Genomic DNA, 14903 nt, shown 5'->3' on the forward strand with positions numbered 1-14903 from the left:
CCATCCCGTCCAACCACCCAGGAGAATCCCATGAGCAAGCCCCTGCGCTTCAATGCGTTCGTCATGAACACCACGAGCCACATCCACCACGGCCAGTGGCGCCGCCCGGACGCCGGGCAGACCGAATTCACGGACGTCAACACGTGGATCGACCTGGCGCGCACCCTGGAGGCCGCGAAGTTCGACGCCATGTTCTTCGCGGACGTGGTGGGCCACTACGGAGACGCGGACGCGGACTACTCCGTCTACGTCAACGAAGGCCTGCAGATCCCGTCCAACGACCCGACCGTGCTGCTCGGCGCGCTCGCGGTGGTCACCGAGCACCTCGGCCTGGCCACCACCTCGAACGTGTTCCAGTCCCACCCGTTCCAGTTCGCCCGGCAGCTGTCCACGCTGGATCACCTCTCGGGCGGACGCATCGCCTGGAACATCGTCACCGGCACCCAGGACAACGGCTCGCGCAACTTCGGCCTGCCCCGGCTGACGGACCACGCGGAGCGCTACGCCTGGGCGGAGGAGTACGTGGACGTGGCCTACAAGCTCTGGGAGGGCTCCTGGGACGAGGGCGCCGTGGTCAAGGACCGGGAGGGCTCCCGATACTCGGACCCGGCGAAGGTCCACAAGATCCACCACGTCGGCCAGCGCTACTCCGTGGAGGGCCCGCACCTGCCGTCCCCCTCCCCGCAGCGCACGCCGCTGCTGTACCAAGCCGGGTCCTCGGCCTCAGGCCGGGACTTCGCGGCCCGCAACGCGGAGGCGGTGTTCATCATCGCGGCGAACCCGGAGATCGCCCGTCAGCAGATCGAGGACACCCGGCGCCGCGCGGCGGAGGCCGGCCGCGCGCCGGAGGACATCACGTTCTACCAGGGCCTGAGCTTCGTCATCGGGGACACGGAGGAGGAGGCGCGGCGCAAGCTGGCCGAGTACGAGCAGTACGCCTCCGTGGACGGCTACCTGGCCCACGCCGCGCTGGTGGACCCGGACGGCCGCGTCTACCCGCCGGACACCCCGCTGTCTGAACTGAACACGAACACCCAGAAGGGCTTCGCCGAATGGACCTCCAAGGCCATCACGGACCGTGAGCCGGTGGTGGCGGACGTTGCCTGGCGCAGTCACCGCAACAACCGCCTGGTAGGCACCCCCGAGCAGATCGCAGACCAGCTGGAGCAGTGGCAGGCGGCGGGAGTGGACGGCATCAACGTCATCAACTGGGTCATCCCCGGCTCCTTCGAGGAGTTCGCGGACAAGGTCCTGCCCGTGCTGCGCGAGCGCGGCCTGGCGCAGTCCGAGTACACCCCGGGCACCCTGCGCCAGAAGCTCTTCGGCCGGGACCGGCTGCCCGAGACCCATCCGGCCGCGCAGTACCGCGGCGCCTTCGCCCGCGACTCCCAGCGCGAGGACGCCGTCCCCGCCGGGGTCTGAGCCCGCCGCCCCCGGGCACAGAGTGACACAGCCCCGTCACCACGGTGGGGGTGAGGTCACTTTGTGCCCGGATGAAAGGAAGCACCATGAACACCCCACCCTCCCCGAACGCGCCCGGAAACCGGCGCCTTTCCTCCACTCCGGCGCCCCACCCCGGGGCACGACGCCGGCCCGGCACCTTCGCCGCCGGCCTCGCCCTGGCCGCGGCGTCGGCCCTCGCACTGGCCTCCTGCTCTGCCGGCGCGGCCCCGGAGGAGCGGGCGGCCCTGACCGGCTCCGCCACGGAACCGGTCCAGGGCGGCGTCCTCGAGTACGGGCACCTCCAGGAGCCCAACTGCATCTTCGGCGGCTGGATCCAGGAGAACTTCACAGCCCGCCAGGTGCTGGACAACCTGGTCTCCGCCACGGAGGACGGCTCGGTGGTGCCGTGGATCGCCACCGACTGGTCGGTCTCCGAGGACCGGACGGTATGGACCCTGGATCTGCGCGATGACGTGCGTTTCACGGACGGCACGCCCCTGGACGCCGACGCCGTGGCGTACAACTTCGACTACTGGATGGACGGCGGCAACGGCACGGCGGCGGCCCACCTGGGCGGGTTCTACGACCACTCCGAGGTGGTGGACGAGCACACCGTCCAGATCCACCTCTCCGCCCCGTTCTCCCCGTTCCTCTCGACCATCTCGCAGTCGTACTTCGGACTGCAGTCGCCCACTGCGCTGGAGACGAGGTCAGACGAGGAGAATTGCACCGAGCCGATCGGCTCCGGCCCCTTCACGGTCAAGGACTGGAAGCGGGGCGAGTACATCGAGTTCGAGCGCAATGAGGACTACCAGTGGGCTCCGGGGAATGCGGGTCACCAGGGCCCGGCGCACGTGGAGGGCGTCCGGTGGAACATCATCCCGGACAACACCTCCCGGTATGGGGCACTGCTCTCGGGCGAGATGGATGCCATCGGCGAGGTGCCCGCCGTGAACATCGCCCAGGCGCGCGAGCAGTATGACTTCACCCAATACATCACGCCGGGCCGTCCCGTGGTGATGAACCTGAACACCCAGCGGGGCATCTTCACCGACCAGGCCGTCCGCCAGGCACTGTCCTTTGCCACGGACCGCGAGGCCAACGTGGAATCGGCCTTCCTCGGCACGGTCCCCTTCGAGCCCAGTGGCTACCTCTCCCAGTCCACCCCGGACTATGACGAGGCCGCCGCCACCGAGTACCCGTTCGACCTGCAGAGGGCCAACGAGTTGCTCGACGAGGCCGGGTGGACGGGCCGGGACGAGGACGGCACCCGGACCAAGGACGGGCAGAGGCTGCAGGCGAAGGTGGTCTATGGGCTGAACAGCATCATCACCCCGGACGGCAACACCGTGATCCAGAACGTCCAGGAGCAGGCGCGCGCGGCCGGTTTCGACCTGGTGCTGCGCCCGGGGACCCCTTCCGAGTTCTTCGGTGGCGCCTTCTCCACCCCGGACAGCTATGACGCGCAGGTGGGCTACTGGACCAGCCCGCACGCCGGGATCCTCAACATCAACTACCGTCCCTCCACCCAGGACGCCCCCAACGGCGCCAACACCACCTTCCTGGACAACACGGAGGTCTTCGAGACCATCCAGTCCGCCCTGCAGGCGCCGAGCCCCGAGCTGGTCACCGAACGGTTCTCCGAGGCGCAGCACCAACTCAGCGAGCTGGCGCCGGCGATCGGGCTCTACACCCAGACCAACACCCTGGCCGCAGCGGACGAGGTCACGGGCATCTGGCTCGAGCACGCCCAGGGCGGACCGATCTTCCACGACGCCTCCTTCACCTCCGAGTCCGCCCGGGACGACTCGGACGGCTTTCCCCCTCACGCCCCGGCAGAGAACGAGGACTGAGCCATGACGCTGACCACTTCCGTTGACCAGAGGCCCACCCCGGGTTCCGGTCCGGCGACCTCCGCCACCCCGTCACCATCGGTCTCGGCACGCCACCGTCCCTCGGCGGCCAGCGTGGCGGCCCGGGCCGGCCGGAAGCTGCTGGGGGCCGTGATCGTGGTGTGGGCCGCGGCCACCATCACGTTCCTCATCCAGACCCTGCTGCCCGGGGACCGCGCCACGCTGCTGCTGAACCAGCAGACCGGCCAGGTGCAGGAACGCACCGCGGAGGAGCTGGCACCGATCAACGAGCTCTTCGGCTTCGACGACCCCCTGTTGGTCCAGTACCTGGACTTCCTCGGCGGGCTGCTGCGCGGGGACCTGGGCATCTCCTACACCCTCTACCAGCCGGTCACCACGGTGATCGGGGATCAGATCGCCCCCACGGTCATCCTGACCTTCACCGCGCTCGCCGTCGCCTGGGCCCTGGCCCTCGTCCTCCTGGTCCTCACGGCCCGGCGCACCCCCTGGGTGTCCCGGCTCTTCTCCGGACTGGAGGCGGCGGCCGCCGCCCTGCCGCAGTACTGGCTCGGCATCATCCTGCTGGTGGTCTTCGCCCTGTCGCTCGGGCTCTTCCCCGTGGTCTCCGGCAGCGGCACGGTCGGGCTGGTCCTGCCCGCCCTGACCCTGGGCATCCCGCTGGCCGGCTTCCTGGCCCAGGTGATGCGCACCGAGTTCGAACGGACCCTGGACGAGCCCTTCGTGCTCACCGCCCGGGCCCGTGGCCTGTCCGATTCCGGGGTACGGATCCGCCACGTGCTGCGCCACTCCCTGTTGCCCGGGCTCAGCCTGACCGGCTGGGCCGTGGGAGCACAGTTCTCCGCCGCCGTGATCGCCGAGAACATCTTCGCCCGCCCCGGCCTCGGCCGCGTCCTGGTCACCGCCGTCAACGGCCGCGACCTGCCGGTGGTCTGCGGGGTGGTGATGCTCGTGGCCCTGATCTACGTGATCACCAACCTGGTGGTGGACACCGCCTACATCCTCGTCGACCCGCGCCTGAAGGAGTCAGCATGAGCACCCCCACCCTGGACACCGCCACCCGCTCCGGCGCCACCCAAGGCGCCACCCAAGGCGCCACCCAAGGCGCCACCCAAGGAGCCAGCCACGACGCCGGCACCGGTGCCGTCCTGGGAACCGTCACCTTCCGGCGGGTGCCGGTCACGGTCTGGATCGCGGGGGCGTTCGCGGCGCTGCTGGTCATCGCGTCCTTCGCCCCGGGGATCCTGGCCACCGCCGATCCGCGGGCCATCAACCTGGGTTCGCCCCTCGCCCCGCCCAGCTGGGAGCACTGGTTCGGCACCGATCAGTCCGGCCGGGACCTGTACTCCCGGATCGTGCACGGCACGGGGCAGTCGCTGCTGATCGGGCTCGGGGCCACCGGGGTCGGCGTCGGGCTGGCCGTGGTGTTCGGCTCCTGGGCCGCGCTCGGCGGACGGTGGGCGGATGCCATCATCGGCCGGGCCATCGAGGTCCTCTTCGCCTTCCCGATCCTGCTGCTGGCCATGGTGTTCATCGCCGTCTACGGTCCGTCCGTGCCGACGCTGGTGCTGGCGGTCGGCCTGGGGATCGCCCCCGGCTACGCGCGAATGGTCCGGGCCCAGGTGATGTCCGTGCACCGCTCCGGTTACGTCCAGGCCGCCCGCGCCCTGGGCCACCCGCCGGCGAAGATCCTGGTGCAGCATGTACTGCCCAATGCGCTGCGACCCCTGTTGGCGGTCCTGACCCTGGGGATCGGCCAGTCCATCGTCTGGGCCTCTGGGCTGGCGTTCCTCGGCTTCGGAGTGGCCCCGCCGTCGCCGGAATGGGGTGCTCTGCTGGAGGCGGGACGCCCCTATATCACCGCCGCCTGGTGGCTGGAGATCATCCCGGGGCTGGCCGTGCTGGCCACCGCCCTGACCGCCACCTCCCTCGGCAAGTACGTGGAGTCCACCCTCGAAGGAGGCCGCTGATGAACGCCCTGATCGACACTGCCATCCCTGCCCGCACCACTGACGCCGACGGTGTCGCGGCAGCCGTACCCGGTCCAGCCGGACGGCAGCCACTGGCGCAGCTGGAACACCTCAACGTCTGGTTCACCGATGCACACGGCCACCGCCGCCACGTGGTCCACGACGTCTCGCTGGACATCCGCCCCGGCGAGTGCGTGGCCGTCATCGGTGAATCGGGATCCGGCAAGTCGGTCACCGCTCGCACCCTGATCGGACTCACCGGACCGAACGCCCACGTGGAGGCGGGGACGGCCACGGTGCTCGGCCGCGACCTGCGCACCTTGCGGGACCGAGACTGGACCTCCATCCGCGGCACCGAGATCGGCTTCATCCTCCAGGACGCGCTGGTCTCGCTGGATCCCCTGCGGCCGGTGGGCGCCGAGATCGCCGAGTCCCTCCGGGTACACGGGGTGCGGAACCGGGCCGAGCGGACGGAACGGGTCGAGCGGCTGCTGGCGGAGGTCGGCGTGCCGGACCCACGGCTGGTGGCCGGGCAGCGGCCGGATCAGCTCTCCGGCGGCCTGCGCCAGCGGGCCCTGATCGCCTCGGCGATCGCGAACCACCCGTCCCTGGTGGTGGCCGACGAGCCGACCACCGCGCTCGACGTCACGGTGCAGGCCCAGGTGCTGGACCTGCTCGCCCAGCGGAAGGCGGACGGCACGGCGATCCTGCTCATCAGTCACGACTTCTCGGTGGTGGGACGGCTGGCCGACCGCGTGCTGGTGATGCAGGGCGGGACGATCGTGGAGTCCGGGACCGCAGCCGAGATCCTGGAGAACCCGCAGCACCCCTACACCCGGCAGCTGCTGGACGCCGTGCCGTCCGGGCACACCCGCGGCGAGTACCTCACCGAGGAGGGCCGGGCCCGGGCCGCAGCGCGCACGACGCCGGCCGGGACCTCCCAGCGCGCGGCCCCGGCCGCCGTCGGGCACCGGATGGACCAGACGGCTGATGCTCCGGCCGTGCTGTCCGCCCGCGGGCTGACCAAGACCTACCGGGGGTCGGACGGCCGGGACCGCGCCGTGGTGCGGGACGTCTCCTTCGACGTGCACGCCGGGCGGACCCTCGGGATCGTGGGGGAGTCCGGCTCCGGCAAATCCACCACGGCCTCGATGGCCCTGGGCTTCGTCGCCCCGGACGCGGGCACCGTCCTGCTGGACGGTGCGCCCTGGAGCGAGCTGTCCCCGGCCGGGCGCAGGCCCCGCCGCCGGGAGGTGACCGTGGTCTACCAGGACCCGCTGAGCTCCTTCGACCCGCGGTGGAGCGGCGAGCGGATCCTCACCGACGCGCTCGATGCCGGCGCGGCCCCCGGGGCGTTCGCCTCGGGACGGGCGCGGCGGGCCCACCGCGCCGAGCAGTCTGAGCGGGTGGCGCAGCTGGCCCGCGTGGTCGGACTCGCCCCGGAGCACCTCGCCAAGCACCCGCTGCGGCTCTCCGGCGGCCAACGGCAGCGGCTCTCGATCGCGCGGGCGCTCGCCCCCGAGCCGAAGGTCGTGGTGCTGGACGAGGCCGTCTCCGCCCTGGACGTCTCGGTCCAGGCCCAGGTGCTGGACCTACTCTCCGAACTGCAGGAGACGCTGGGCATGACCTACCTGTTCATCTCCCACGACCTGGGCGTCATCCACCACATGAGTGACGAGATCCTGGTCATGAAGGACGGGGTGGCCGTGGAGCACGGAGACGCCGACCGCGTGTTCGAGGCCCCGGAGCACGACTACACGAAGACCCTCCTGGCATCCCTCGGCGCCCTCTCCACCCCCTCCACCGGGCACAAAGTGACCTGACCCCCACCGAAGTGACGTGGTCTCGTCACTCTGCGCCCCGGGGACGGAGACTCAGTCGATCCGGGCGGAGACGTTCCAGATGTCGATGGTGGACTCCCGTCCGGTGATCGCATCGATCCGGGCCAGCTCCTCGTCGCTGAACGGCACACCGTCCAGCGCGCCGAGGTTCTCGTCCAGCTGCTTCGTGGAGGAGGCCCCCAGCAGCACGGAGGTCACCCCGCCGGGCCGCAGCAGCCACGAGATCGCCAGCTGGGCCAGGGACTGTCCGCGCTCGCCGGCCAGCTCATTCAGCGCACGCGCGGTGGCCAGGTTCTCCTGCGTCAGGTGACCACTGAGGGAGGTGCGGCCGCCGGAGGGGGCGGCGGCGTCGTCGTGCAGGTACTTGTCCGTCAGCAGGCCCTGGGCCAGCGGCGTGAAGGCGATGGACCCCATACCCTGCTCGGCCAGGGTCTCCAGCAGCCCGTCCTCGACCCAACGGTTCAGCAGGGAGTAGGCGGGCTGGTGGATGACCAGCGGGGTGCCCAGCTCCCGGGCGATCCGCTGCGCCTCGACGGTGCGCTCGGGGGAGTAGGAGGACAGGCCCACGTACAGCGCCTTGCCCTGGACCACGAGGGTGTGCAGGGCGCCGATGGTCTCCTCGAGCGGGGTGTCCGCGTCCGCCCGGTGGGAGTAGAACAGGTCCACGTAGTCCAGGTCCATCCGCCGCAGGGACGCCTCGGCGGAGGCCAGGATGTACTTCCGGGACCCGAGGTTGCCGTAGGGGCCGGGCCACATGTCCCAGCCGGCCTTCGAGGAGATGACGAGCTCGTCCCGGTACCGGCCCAGGTCCTTGGCCAGCACGCGGCCGAAGTTCTCCTCGGCGGAGCCCGCGGGAGGGCCGTAGTTGTTGGCCAGGTCGAAGTGGGTGATGCCGTGGTCGAAGGCGTGCCGCAGGATCTGACGCTGGGTGTCGAAGGGGCGGTTGTCCCCGAAGTTCCACCACAGGCCCAGGCTGATGGGCGGCAGGGCGAGCCCGGTGGACCCGACCCGGCGGAAGGCGGTGGAGGCGTAGCGGTCCGCGGCGGCCGCATACGGGGCGTGGTGTTCCTCGACGGGGCCGGGGTGGATCTCGGCGGCTCGGGTGTCGGGGGAGTCCGTGGTGGTCATGCTGCTCCTACGTGGTCGGATGGACAACGGTCGGTCTACCGTTCAGAACCCTACGCCCGGTGTGTCAGGCTGGCCCCATGAGCGCTGCATCGCCCAGCTTCTCCGGTCCGCACTCCACCGACCACGAGCCCACGGCCCGCCTCGTCCGGCCGGGCGAGGGCTGCTTCACCGTGGTGGAGGTGGACGTGGCCGGCACGGTGGAGGAGGTCTGGGAGTCGGTGGCCACCGGCCCCGGGTACCGGCGCTGGTTCGTGGAGGCCGAGCTCGAGCCCCGTGTGGGCGGACGGCTCGTCACGCACCACGGCGACTTCGGCGACTCCACCGGCACCATCACCGTCTGGGATCCGCCGCACCGCTACGCCTACGTCGAGCCGGACTGGATGGGGGACGGCACCACGGTGCCGGACTGGGCCACCGAGATCACCGTGCACCGGCTCTTCCCCACCGAACCGGAGTCCGGTCCCGGTCCCGGGTTCGGCCACGCGCGCTCCGCCACCCCCGGGCCCGACGCCGGCCCGGCCCGCACCCGCGTCCGGCTCACCAGCGGCGTGGAGACGGAGGGGCAGCGCTGGGGCGAGGACATCGAGGGCACCCTGCTCGGGTGGATCTCGGCGCTGCGGCTGTTGGGTGAGTACCACGGCCACTTCGCCGGGCGAGAGACGGTTCAGGCGCTCGTGATGCGCGAGGTCCCGGCCGGGCACCGGCTGGTCCCGGCGCTGGGTCTGGACAGGGCCGTCGTCGGGCATCAGGCCACCGCGCGCGGGGACGCCGCGGGCCAGCCGGCGGAGCTGACCGGCACCGTGATCGAGGTGACCGGCGGGCCGGAGGGCGCGGGACCGGCCGGCCAGGAGTCCGTGGCGCTGCGGGTGAGCGATGCCGACGCGGCCGCCTCCGGCGCCGAGCCCGGAGTCTACGAGTTCGGCACCCTGCAGTTCGGGCAGACCCGGATGTCCGTGGTCCGCGGCTACCTGCACCTGCCGGCCGGAGCTGGACCCGCTGCGGACGCGGCGGCCGGGCGGTCCGGGAACGGTGGTCATCGGTCCTCGACGGGCTGCTGGGCGAGAGCACCGGCGACGCCTGACCGGTCACCGTCAGGCACCGCTCAACCACGTCGCACGAACTGGCCCCCTCCTGGCGAGCGCGGGGCCAATTCGTGGGACGTCGATGACGGGGTCAGGATCTCGGGGCGTAGTAGCGGCCCAGCACCTCGTCCTTGAGGTCGTAGAACGTGCCGTCCTGGATGGACGCGCGGATCCGGTCCACCAGGCGCACGGTGAAGCGCTCGTTGTGGATGGACATCAGCGTGTGCGCCACCATCTCCTTGGCCTTGATGAGGTGGTGGATGTAGGCGCGCGTGTAGTGGGCGCAGGTGTAGCAGTCGCAGCCCTCCTCCAGCGGGCCGAAGTCCCGCTTGTACCGAGCCCCCGGCAGGTTGAAGCGACCGTCCGCGGTGTAGAACGCGCCGGTGCGGGCCACCCGGGTAGGGGAGACGCAGTCGAAGGTGTCCGCGCCGTTCTCCACCGAGGTGAACAGGTCGTCCGGCTCGGAGATGCCCAGCAGGTGCCGCGGCTTGTCCTCCGGTAGCACCGAGGCGCACCAGCCCACGATCGTGCCGAGGTTCTCCTTCTCCAGCGCCCCGCCGATCCCGTAGCCGTCGAAGCCGTGCTCCAGCCCCCCGGCCTCGGCACCGGACCCGCCGCCGTCGGGGAACTCCGCCCGCATCCCGGCCAGGTCCCCGCAGGCCGTGCGCCGCAGATCCTCGTACTGGGCGCCCTGGATGACGCCGAACAGGGCCTGGTAGGGCTTGCCGGCACGCTCCGCGGTCAGGCGGGCGTGCTCGTCCAGGCAGCGCTGGGCCCAACGGCGGGTGCGCTCCAGGGCCTCCTCCTGATAGCCGCGGGAGTTGTGCAGGGTGGTCAGCTCGTCGAAGGCGAACATGATGTCCGCCCCGAGCTGGTGCTGGATGCCCACGGAGACCTCGGGGGTGAAGCGGTGCCGGTCCCCGTTGAGGTGGGACTTGAACCAGACGCCGTCCTCGTCCACGTTGGCCAGCCGCTCCTTGCCGGGGGCCACCGCGTCGTCGGCGCCCTGGCCGGAGGGCGCCTTCGGGCCGTTCATGTCGATGACCTTCTTGAATCCGGAGCCCAGGCTCATCACCTGGAAGCCGCCCGAGTCCGTGAAGGTGGGCCCCGGCCAGTTCATGAACCGCCCCAGCCCGCCCGCCTCGTCCAGCAGGTCCGGGCCTGGCTGCAGGTACAGGTGGTAGGCGTTGGCCAGCAGGGCCTGGCCCCCCAGTGCGGCCATCGCCTCCGGCAGCACCGCCTTGACGGAGGCCTGCGTGGCCACCGGGATGAACGCCGGGGTGGCGATGGTCCCGTGCGGGGTGGTGATGGTGCCGGTCCGTCCGTGGCGCGGCGTCCCGTCCGGTCCGGTCAGCCGGGACCCGACGGCGAAGGAGAAGTCCCGCGGGGAGGCGGCGGTGGGTGCGGGGCCGGCCCCGGGGTTGTGTGCTTCATGACGGTCGGTGGTCTGATGGGTCACGGTGGCCGGGGTTCCTTCTGTTGTGGGTCTGGGTTCAATGGTATGTATCAGGAAGCAGGTCCAAGACCAGGGGAGAACGAGGGGCAGGTGGCGGTGAGCTCAGCGACGTCCGGTCAGCGGCCGAACGGCCGGCTCGCCGACCTCAACCCGATCCCCGCGCTGTTCACCATGGCTCCGGCCCACCGGGACCACGAGGTGGCCATCCGCTGCGGCATCACCGTGCTGGTCCCCCTGCTCACGCTCCTGCTGATCGACCGGATCGACCTGGCGATCTTCGCCTCGTTCGGAGCCTTCACCGCGATCTACGGCCGCAACCTGGACCACGGCGCACGGCTGCAGATGCAGACCCGGGCCGGCGCCCTGATGTTCGTGGTGCTGTTGCTGGCCACCCTGGCCGGCCGCAACGGGCTGTCCGGGACGGAGAACCCGTGGGCGCTGGTGGCGCTCACCTCCGTGGTGGCCGGGGTCTGTGCCGTGGTGGCCGCGTACTGGAACCTGCGCCCCTCCGGCTCCCTGTTCCACATCTTCGCCTTCGCGGCGGTCTCCTCCGTGCCCTATCAACCACCGCTGGGCGAGGCGTTGCTGACCGCGGCGGCCGCCATCCTGTTCGCCCTGCTGATCGGGATCTCCTCCCGGGTGGTGCCCCGCAACCGGCACCGGATCCGGCGGCCGGCGAGTGATCCCCTGACCGGGTCCCGCCACCGCCTGGTCTGGTCTGAGGCGGCCTGGTACGTGGTGGCCGCCGGGGTGTCCGGCTCGCTGGCCACCGCCCTGGGACCCGTACTGGGGATCGAGCACAACTACTGGGCCATGGTGGCCGCCGTGGTCCCGCTGGTGGGCCACTCCACCCGCTACCGCGTCAACCGGGGCATCCAGCGCATCATCGGCACCTTCATCGGGCTGCTGGTGCTGGCCGCGGTGCTGTGGATCCATCCACCGCTGTGGCTAATCGTGCTGATCATCGCCGCGCTGCAGTGCACGGCTGAGCTGTTCATCGCCCGGCAGTACGTGCTGGCGCAGATCGCCGTCACCCCGCTGGCGCTGCTGTCCACCGTGTTGGCGATGAGTGCCTCCACCACGGAGGTCGACACCTCGGAGCTGGTCTACGACCGGTTCATCGAGACGGTGATCGGTGCCGCCGTCGGCATGGCCTGCGTCGCCACCCCCTGGGCCTGGCGCAAATGGGTGCTGCGCCTGGAGCACCCCTCGAGGGCCACCGCCGCCGGCGGCGGCGCGGGTTGAGCGAGCGGGACAACGGCAGTAGCTTGACCAGTACCAACCGGTGACGAGAGCGAGACCTGACATGGAACGCAGAAATGACAACCCTCAGGACGGGCTGCCTCCCGTGACCGGACCCGGCGCCGTGGAGCCGGCGCACCGGGGGGAGACCGAGCTGGAGTACGAGGTCGAGGTCGATCCCACCGGGTCACCGGAGTCGAACCGTGAGGTGGACACCGTCCCCGAGGGTGCCTCCCGGCCCCGTGTGGAGACGGACCCCTCACTGGACCAGCCGGCCCGCACGGGCCTCAGCGGCGGGACCTGGATCGCACTGATCCTCGGTGCCGTGGTGCTCGTGATGCTGTTGATCTTCATCCTGCAGAACAACGTGGAGGCGCAGTTCGCCTACTTCGGCTGGAGCTTCAGCCTGCCGCTGGGCATCGCCATGCTGTTCGCGGCCATCGCCGGCGTCCTCGTGATGGGACTCTTCGGCTCCGTGCGGCTCATCAAGCTCGGCCACCGGGTGCGCAGGCTGGAGAAGGAGCGCAAGGCCATCAAGGCCCAGCTCCGGTAGGGGTCCGGGCCCTCAGTCCTCGCCGGCCTCGGCGATCCGGTCCGCCAGGGCCCGCAGCTCAGTCACCTCGCGGCGCACCCGGCGGTCCAACTCCTCCTCGCTGAAGGTCTCGGACCCGCCCCGGGCGCGCAGGTACATCAGGGTGGCCAGCCGGGACTCGCGCCACTGCCGCTCCCCGGCCAGGTCGCCGGCGGCCTCGGCCCGCAGCACCTCCCGGTCGTAGAGGTTCGGCTCGTTCATCTGCCGCTGGCGGATCTCGGCGGTCCGCTGGGCGCGGATCGGATCCGTCTCCGCCTCATCGGGCTCGGCCAGCCGGGCACCGGCCGCCCGGCCCTCGACCTCCTCGCCGCGGTAGAAGTGGATGCTCGCGGCCAGGGCCAGGGAGGACTCGATCGACTTCCACCGGCCCATCGCCCCGTCATAGGGCAACTGGGTCAGCAGGGTGGTCAGCGTCAGGGCGCCGTCCGAATCGTCCAGGTCGATGAACAGGTGGTGTGCCAGGGTGTCGATGTCCTCGAGCTGCGAGCCCGAGCGCAGGTTGATGCCGCGGGAGAGCTTCGAGGCCACGGACAGCACGTGCTGGTTGTCCGGGTGCAGCTGGGCCACCTGGACCACCGTGGCCTCGGGCGAGCCCTCCTCGGCGGGGGTCAGGTCCGTGCTGGCGTCCAGCGCCGGCGCGGGCCGGCGGGTGCGCACGCGGATGGTGGAGCCGAAGGCGATCCGCACCTCGCGGCCGTCCTCCAGCGTGGCCACCACGAGGGCCGGCGTGCCGAAGTCGTCCCGGGTGGTGCGCACCTGCGCCACCGGGACCGAGGGATCCCCCTGACGCTTCAGGAAGCGGTCGCCCGGCCCGACCTGCTGGGCCTTGACCGAGCGCAGGTAGTCTCCTCCGGCGTCGTGCTGTCCGGGGTTCTGCTGGTTCTGGGGAGCCGGCGTGATCATGGTTCAGCGCCCCCAGCCCACGTGGGCCAGGGCCTGGCGGACCAGGTTCCCCCGCCCACCGATGAACTCGGCTTGGACCTCCTCGCTGAGCGCCTCCTCGGGCGTCAGCCAGGACAGCTCCAGCGCATCCCCACGGGGCTCGCACTCACCGGTGACCGGCACCAGGTAGGCCAGGGCCACGGCGTGCTGGCGGTCGTCCGTCAGGCCCGTCTCGGAAGGGCTCGGGAAGTACTCGGCCACGGTGAACGGGATGACCGAGGGCGGCAGCTGCGGCAGGGCGAGCGGTCCCAGGTCCTTCTCCAGGTGGCGCATCAGGGCGGCGCGGACGGTCTCGCGGTACATCACCCGGCCTGAGACGAGGGTGCGGCGCAGGTAGCCCTCGGTGTCCGCCATGTACAGCAGCCCGATCTCCGAGACGTACCCGAGGGCGTCCAGGCGCACCGGCAGGGCCTCCACGTAGACCATGGGCAGGCGGCGGCGGGCCTCGTAGAGGTCCTCTTCCGACAGCCACCCGGGATTCGGGTCAGGGGTGCGTACGCTCATGGCTTCAGTTCTACCCGAGTCCGCCCCGCCGGTCACGCCGACGGTCCGGGCATGGGCCAGACTGGGGCCACGTCACCGCCCGTAGCGCCGCCGGAAGTTCGCCAGCACCTTCCGCGGTTCGGTGACGGTCGCGGCGCGCACCCGGGCGAAAAGGTCCTGCGCCTCGGCCGGGTCGTAGTAGCCGTGGTCCGCGTAGATCTCCAACCGGTACAGCAGCCCGTCCAGGTCCAGCTCGGGGTGGAACTGGGTCGCGTACTGGTGGGTGCCGATCCGGAACATCTGCACCGGGCACGCGTCGCCCGCCACCAGCACCTCGGCGTGGTCCGGGAGGGTGCGGATGGCCTCCTTGTGCCCCACGAAGGCGGTGAACCGGGGCCCGACGCCGGCCAGCAGCGGGTCCTGCCGGCCCGCCTCGGTCACGCGCAGGGTCACGGCCCCGGCCGGCTCCCCATAGGTCGAGTCCACTCGTGCTCCCTGGTGGAGGCCCAGGGTCCCGACCCCGTAGCAGGCACCGAGGAAGGGCACGTCCCGGTCCAAGACCGTATCCAGCAGCCGTCCCAGCTCGGCCTCCACGGCCACCTGCAGGTCGGACTTGAGCTCGTCCGGGTCGGAGGAGTTGAACGGGCTGCCGCTCACGATCACCCCGGAATGGCCGGCGAGGATTGCCGCCCAGTCCGGCGCCCGCTCGCCCGCCGCGAGGACCCGGTCCAGCCGCAGGGCGGTCAGCTCTCCGGCGTCGAAGCCGCCGAGCTCGGTGGTGGAGCGCACCTCGTCGGCGGCGACGGCGTCATCCGCGCGGGTCTGGATCAGCAGGAAGGGCAGCACCCGGCCA

General features: G+C 71.2%; 13 protein-coding genes. 8 read left to right on the forward strand and 5 right to left on the reverse strand.

The features are described from left to right. Positions 1-30 precede the first annotated feature (30 nt). The 5 genes from RE421_RS05675 to RE421_RS05695 all read left to right on the forward strand — a co-directional run bounded on the left by RE421_RS05675 (position 31) and on the right by RE421_RS05695 (position 7107). Positions 31-1422: an LLM class flavin-dependent oxidoreductase gene (locus tag RE421_RS05675; protein ID WP_309815686.1), complete on the forward strand. Its 1392-nt coding sequence runs from the start codon at positions 31-33 to the stop codon at positions 1420-1422. A gap of 86 nt (positions 1423-1508) precedes the next feature. Beyond that, the gene (locus tag RE421_RS05680; protein WP_309815689.1) at positions 1509-3296 is read left to right on the forward strand and encodes an ABC transporter substrate-binding protein; all 1788 of its coding nucleotides are present in this window, start codon (positions 1509-1511) and stop codon (positions 3294-3296) included. 3 nt (positions 3297-3299) lie between these two features. Next, positions 3300-4349, forward strand: coding sequence for an ABC transporter permease (locus RE421_RS05685; RefSeq protein WP_309815694.1), 1050 nt, complete (start codon positions 3300-3302; stop codon positions 4347-4349). After that, positions 4346-5284, forward strand: coding sequence for an ABC transporter permease (locus RE421_RS05690; RefSeq protein WP_309815698.1), 939 nt, complete (start codon positions 4346-4348; stop codon positions 5282-5284). The genes RE421_RS05685 and RE421_RS05690 overlap by 4 nt, the downstream gene beginning before the upstream one ends. Continuing rightward, the gene (locus RE421_RS05695) at positions 5284-7107 is read left to right on the forward strand and encodes an ABC transporter ATP-binding protein (RefSeq protein WP_309815701.1); all 1824 of its coding nucleotides are present in this window, start codon (positions 5284-5286) and stop codon (positions 7105-7107) included. Before RE421_RS05690 ends, RE421_RS05695 begins: the two co-directional genes overlap by 1 nt. 51 nt (positions 7108-7158) lie before the next feature. Here the strand turns inward: RE421_RS05695 and RE421_RS05700 are convergent, their stop codons facing one another. Continuing rightward, positions 7159-8253, reverse strand: coding sequence for an aldo/keto reductase (locus RE421_RS05700; protein WP_309815704.1), 1095 nt, complete (start codon positions 8251-8253; stop codon positions 7159-7161). Positions 8254-8330: 77 nt separating this feature from the next. On the opposite strand from RE421_RS05700, the gene RE421_RS05705 reads away from it, so the two are divergent. Further along, positions 8331-9470, forward strand: a complete 1140-nt coding sequence (locus tag RE421_RS05705) for an SRPBCC domain-containing protein (RefSeq protein WP_309815716.1) — start codon at positions 8331-8333, stop codon at positions 9468-9470. Here the strand turns inward: RE421_RS05705 and tgt are convergent. Next, positions 9427-10794, reverse strand: coding sequence for a tRNA guanosine(34) transglycosylase Tgt (gene tgt, locus RE421_RS05710; protein WP_396134595.1), 1368 nt, complete (start codon positions 10792-10794; stop codon positions 9427-9429). The two genes, RE421_RS05705 and tgt, sit on opposite strands and share 44 nt — an antisense overlap. A gap of 93 nt (positions 10795-10887) precedes the next feature. On the opposite strand from tgt, the gene RE421_RS05715 reads away from it, so the two are divergent. Together RE421_RS05715 and RE421_RS05720 are read left to right on the forward strand one after the other, a co-directional pair. Further along, the gene (locus RE421_RS05715) at positions 10888-12036 is read left to right on the forward strand and encodes an FUSC family protein (RefSeq protein WP_309815718.1); all 1149 of its coding nucleotides are present in this window, start codon (positions 10888-10890) and stop codon (positions 12034-12036) included. 103 nt (positions 12037-12139) lie between these two features. Continuing rightward, entirely contained in the window at positions 12140-12586 is a 447-nt protein-coding gene (locus RE421_RS05720; protein ID WP_309815722.1) for a lipopolysaccharide assembly protein LapA domain-containing protein, read from the forward strand. A 12-nt stretch (positions 12587-12598) separates the two neighbouring features. Here RE421_RS05720 and RE421_RS05725 read toward each other — a convergent pair whose 3' ends face one another. From RE421_RS05725 to RE421_RS05735, 3 genes are all read right to left on the reverse strand, one after another. Continuing rightward, positions 12599-13528, reverse strand: a complete 930-nt coding sequence (locus RE421_RS05725) for a DUF6707 family protein (RefSeq protein ID WP_309815725.1) — start codon at positions 13526-13528, stop codon at positions 12599-12601. Positions 13529-13531: 3 nt separating this feature from the next. Then, positions 13532-14071, reverse strand: coding sequence for an NUDIX hydrolase family protein (locus RE421_RS05730; protein WP_309815729.1), 540 nt, complete (start codon positions 14069-14071; stop codon positions 13532-13534). 72 nt (positions 14072-14143) lie between these two features. After that, positions 14144-14896, reverse strand: coding sequence for a glutamine amidotransferase (locus RE421_RS05735; protein ID WP_309815732.1), 753 nt, complete (start codon positions 14894-14896; stop codon positions 14144-14146). Positions 14897-14903: the final 7 nt, after the last annotated feature.

Origin of the sequence: Citricoccus sp. I39-566 (genome assembly GCF_031432995.1) — a bacterium.
In the GTDB taxonomy this organism is placed as follows: Bacteria; Actinomycetota; Actinomycetes; order Actinomycetales; family Micrococcaceae; genus Citricoccus; species Citricoccus nitrophenolicus_A.

Coding starts and splice junctions, on each gene's coding strand:
- RE421_RS05675 (WP_309815686.1), top strand. CDS start 31: ATGAGCAAGCCCCTGCGCTTCAATGCGTTCGTCATGAACACCACGAGC.
- RE421_RS05680 (WP_309815689.1), top strand. CDS start 1,509: ATGAACACCCCACCCTCCCCGAACGCGCCCGGAAACCGGCGCCTTTCC.
- RE421_RS05685 (WP_309815694.1), top strand. CDS start 3,300: ATGACGCTGACCACTTCCGTTGACCAGAGGCCCACCCCGGGTTCCGGT.
- RE421_RS05690 (WP_309815698.1), top strand. CDS start 4,346: ATGAGCACCCCCACCCTGGACACCGCCACCCGCTCCGGCGCCACCCAA.
- RE421_RS05695 (WP_309815701.1), top strand. CDS start 5,284: ATGAACGCCCTGATCGACACTGCCATCCCTGCCCGCACCACTGACGCC.
- RE421_RS05700 (WP_309815704.1), bottom strand. CDS start 8,253: ATGACCACCACGGACTCCCCCGACACCCGAGCCGCCGAGATCCACCCC.
- RE421_RS05705 (WP_309815716.1), top strand. CDS start 8,331: ATGAGCGCTGCATCGCCCAGCTTCTCCGGTCCGCACTCCACCGACCAC.
- RE421_RS05725 (WP_309815725.1), bottom strand. CDS start 13,528: ATGATCACGCCGGCTCCCCAGAACCAGCAGAACCCCGGACAGCACGAC.
- RE421_RS05730 (WP_309815729.1), bottom strand. CDS start 14,071: ATGAGCGTACGCACCCCTGACCCGAATCCCGGGTGGCTGTCGGAAGAG.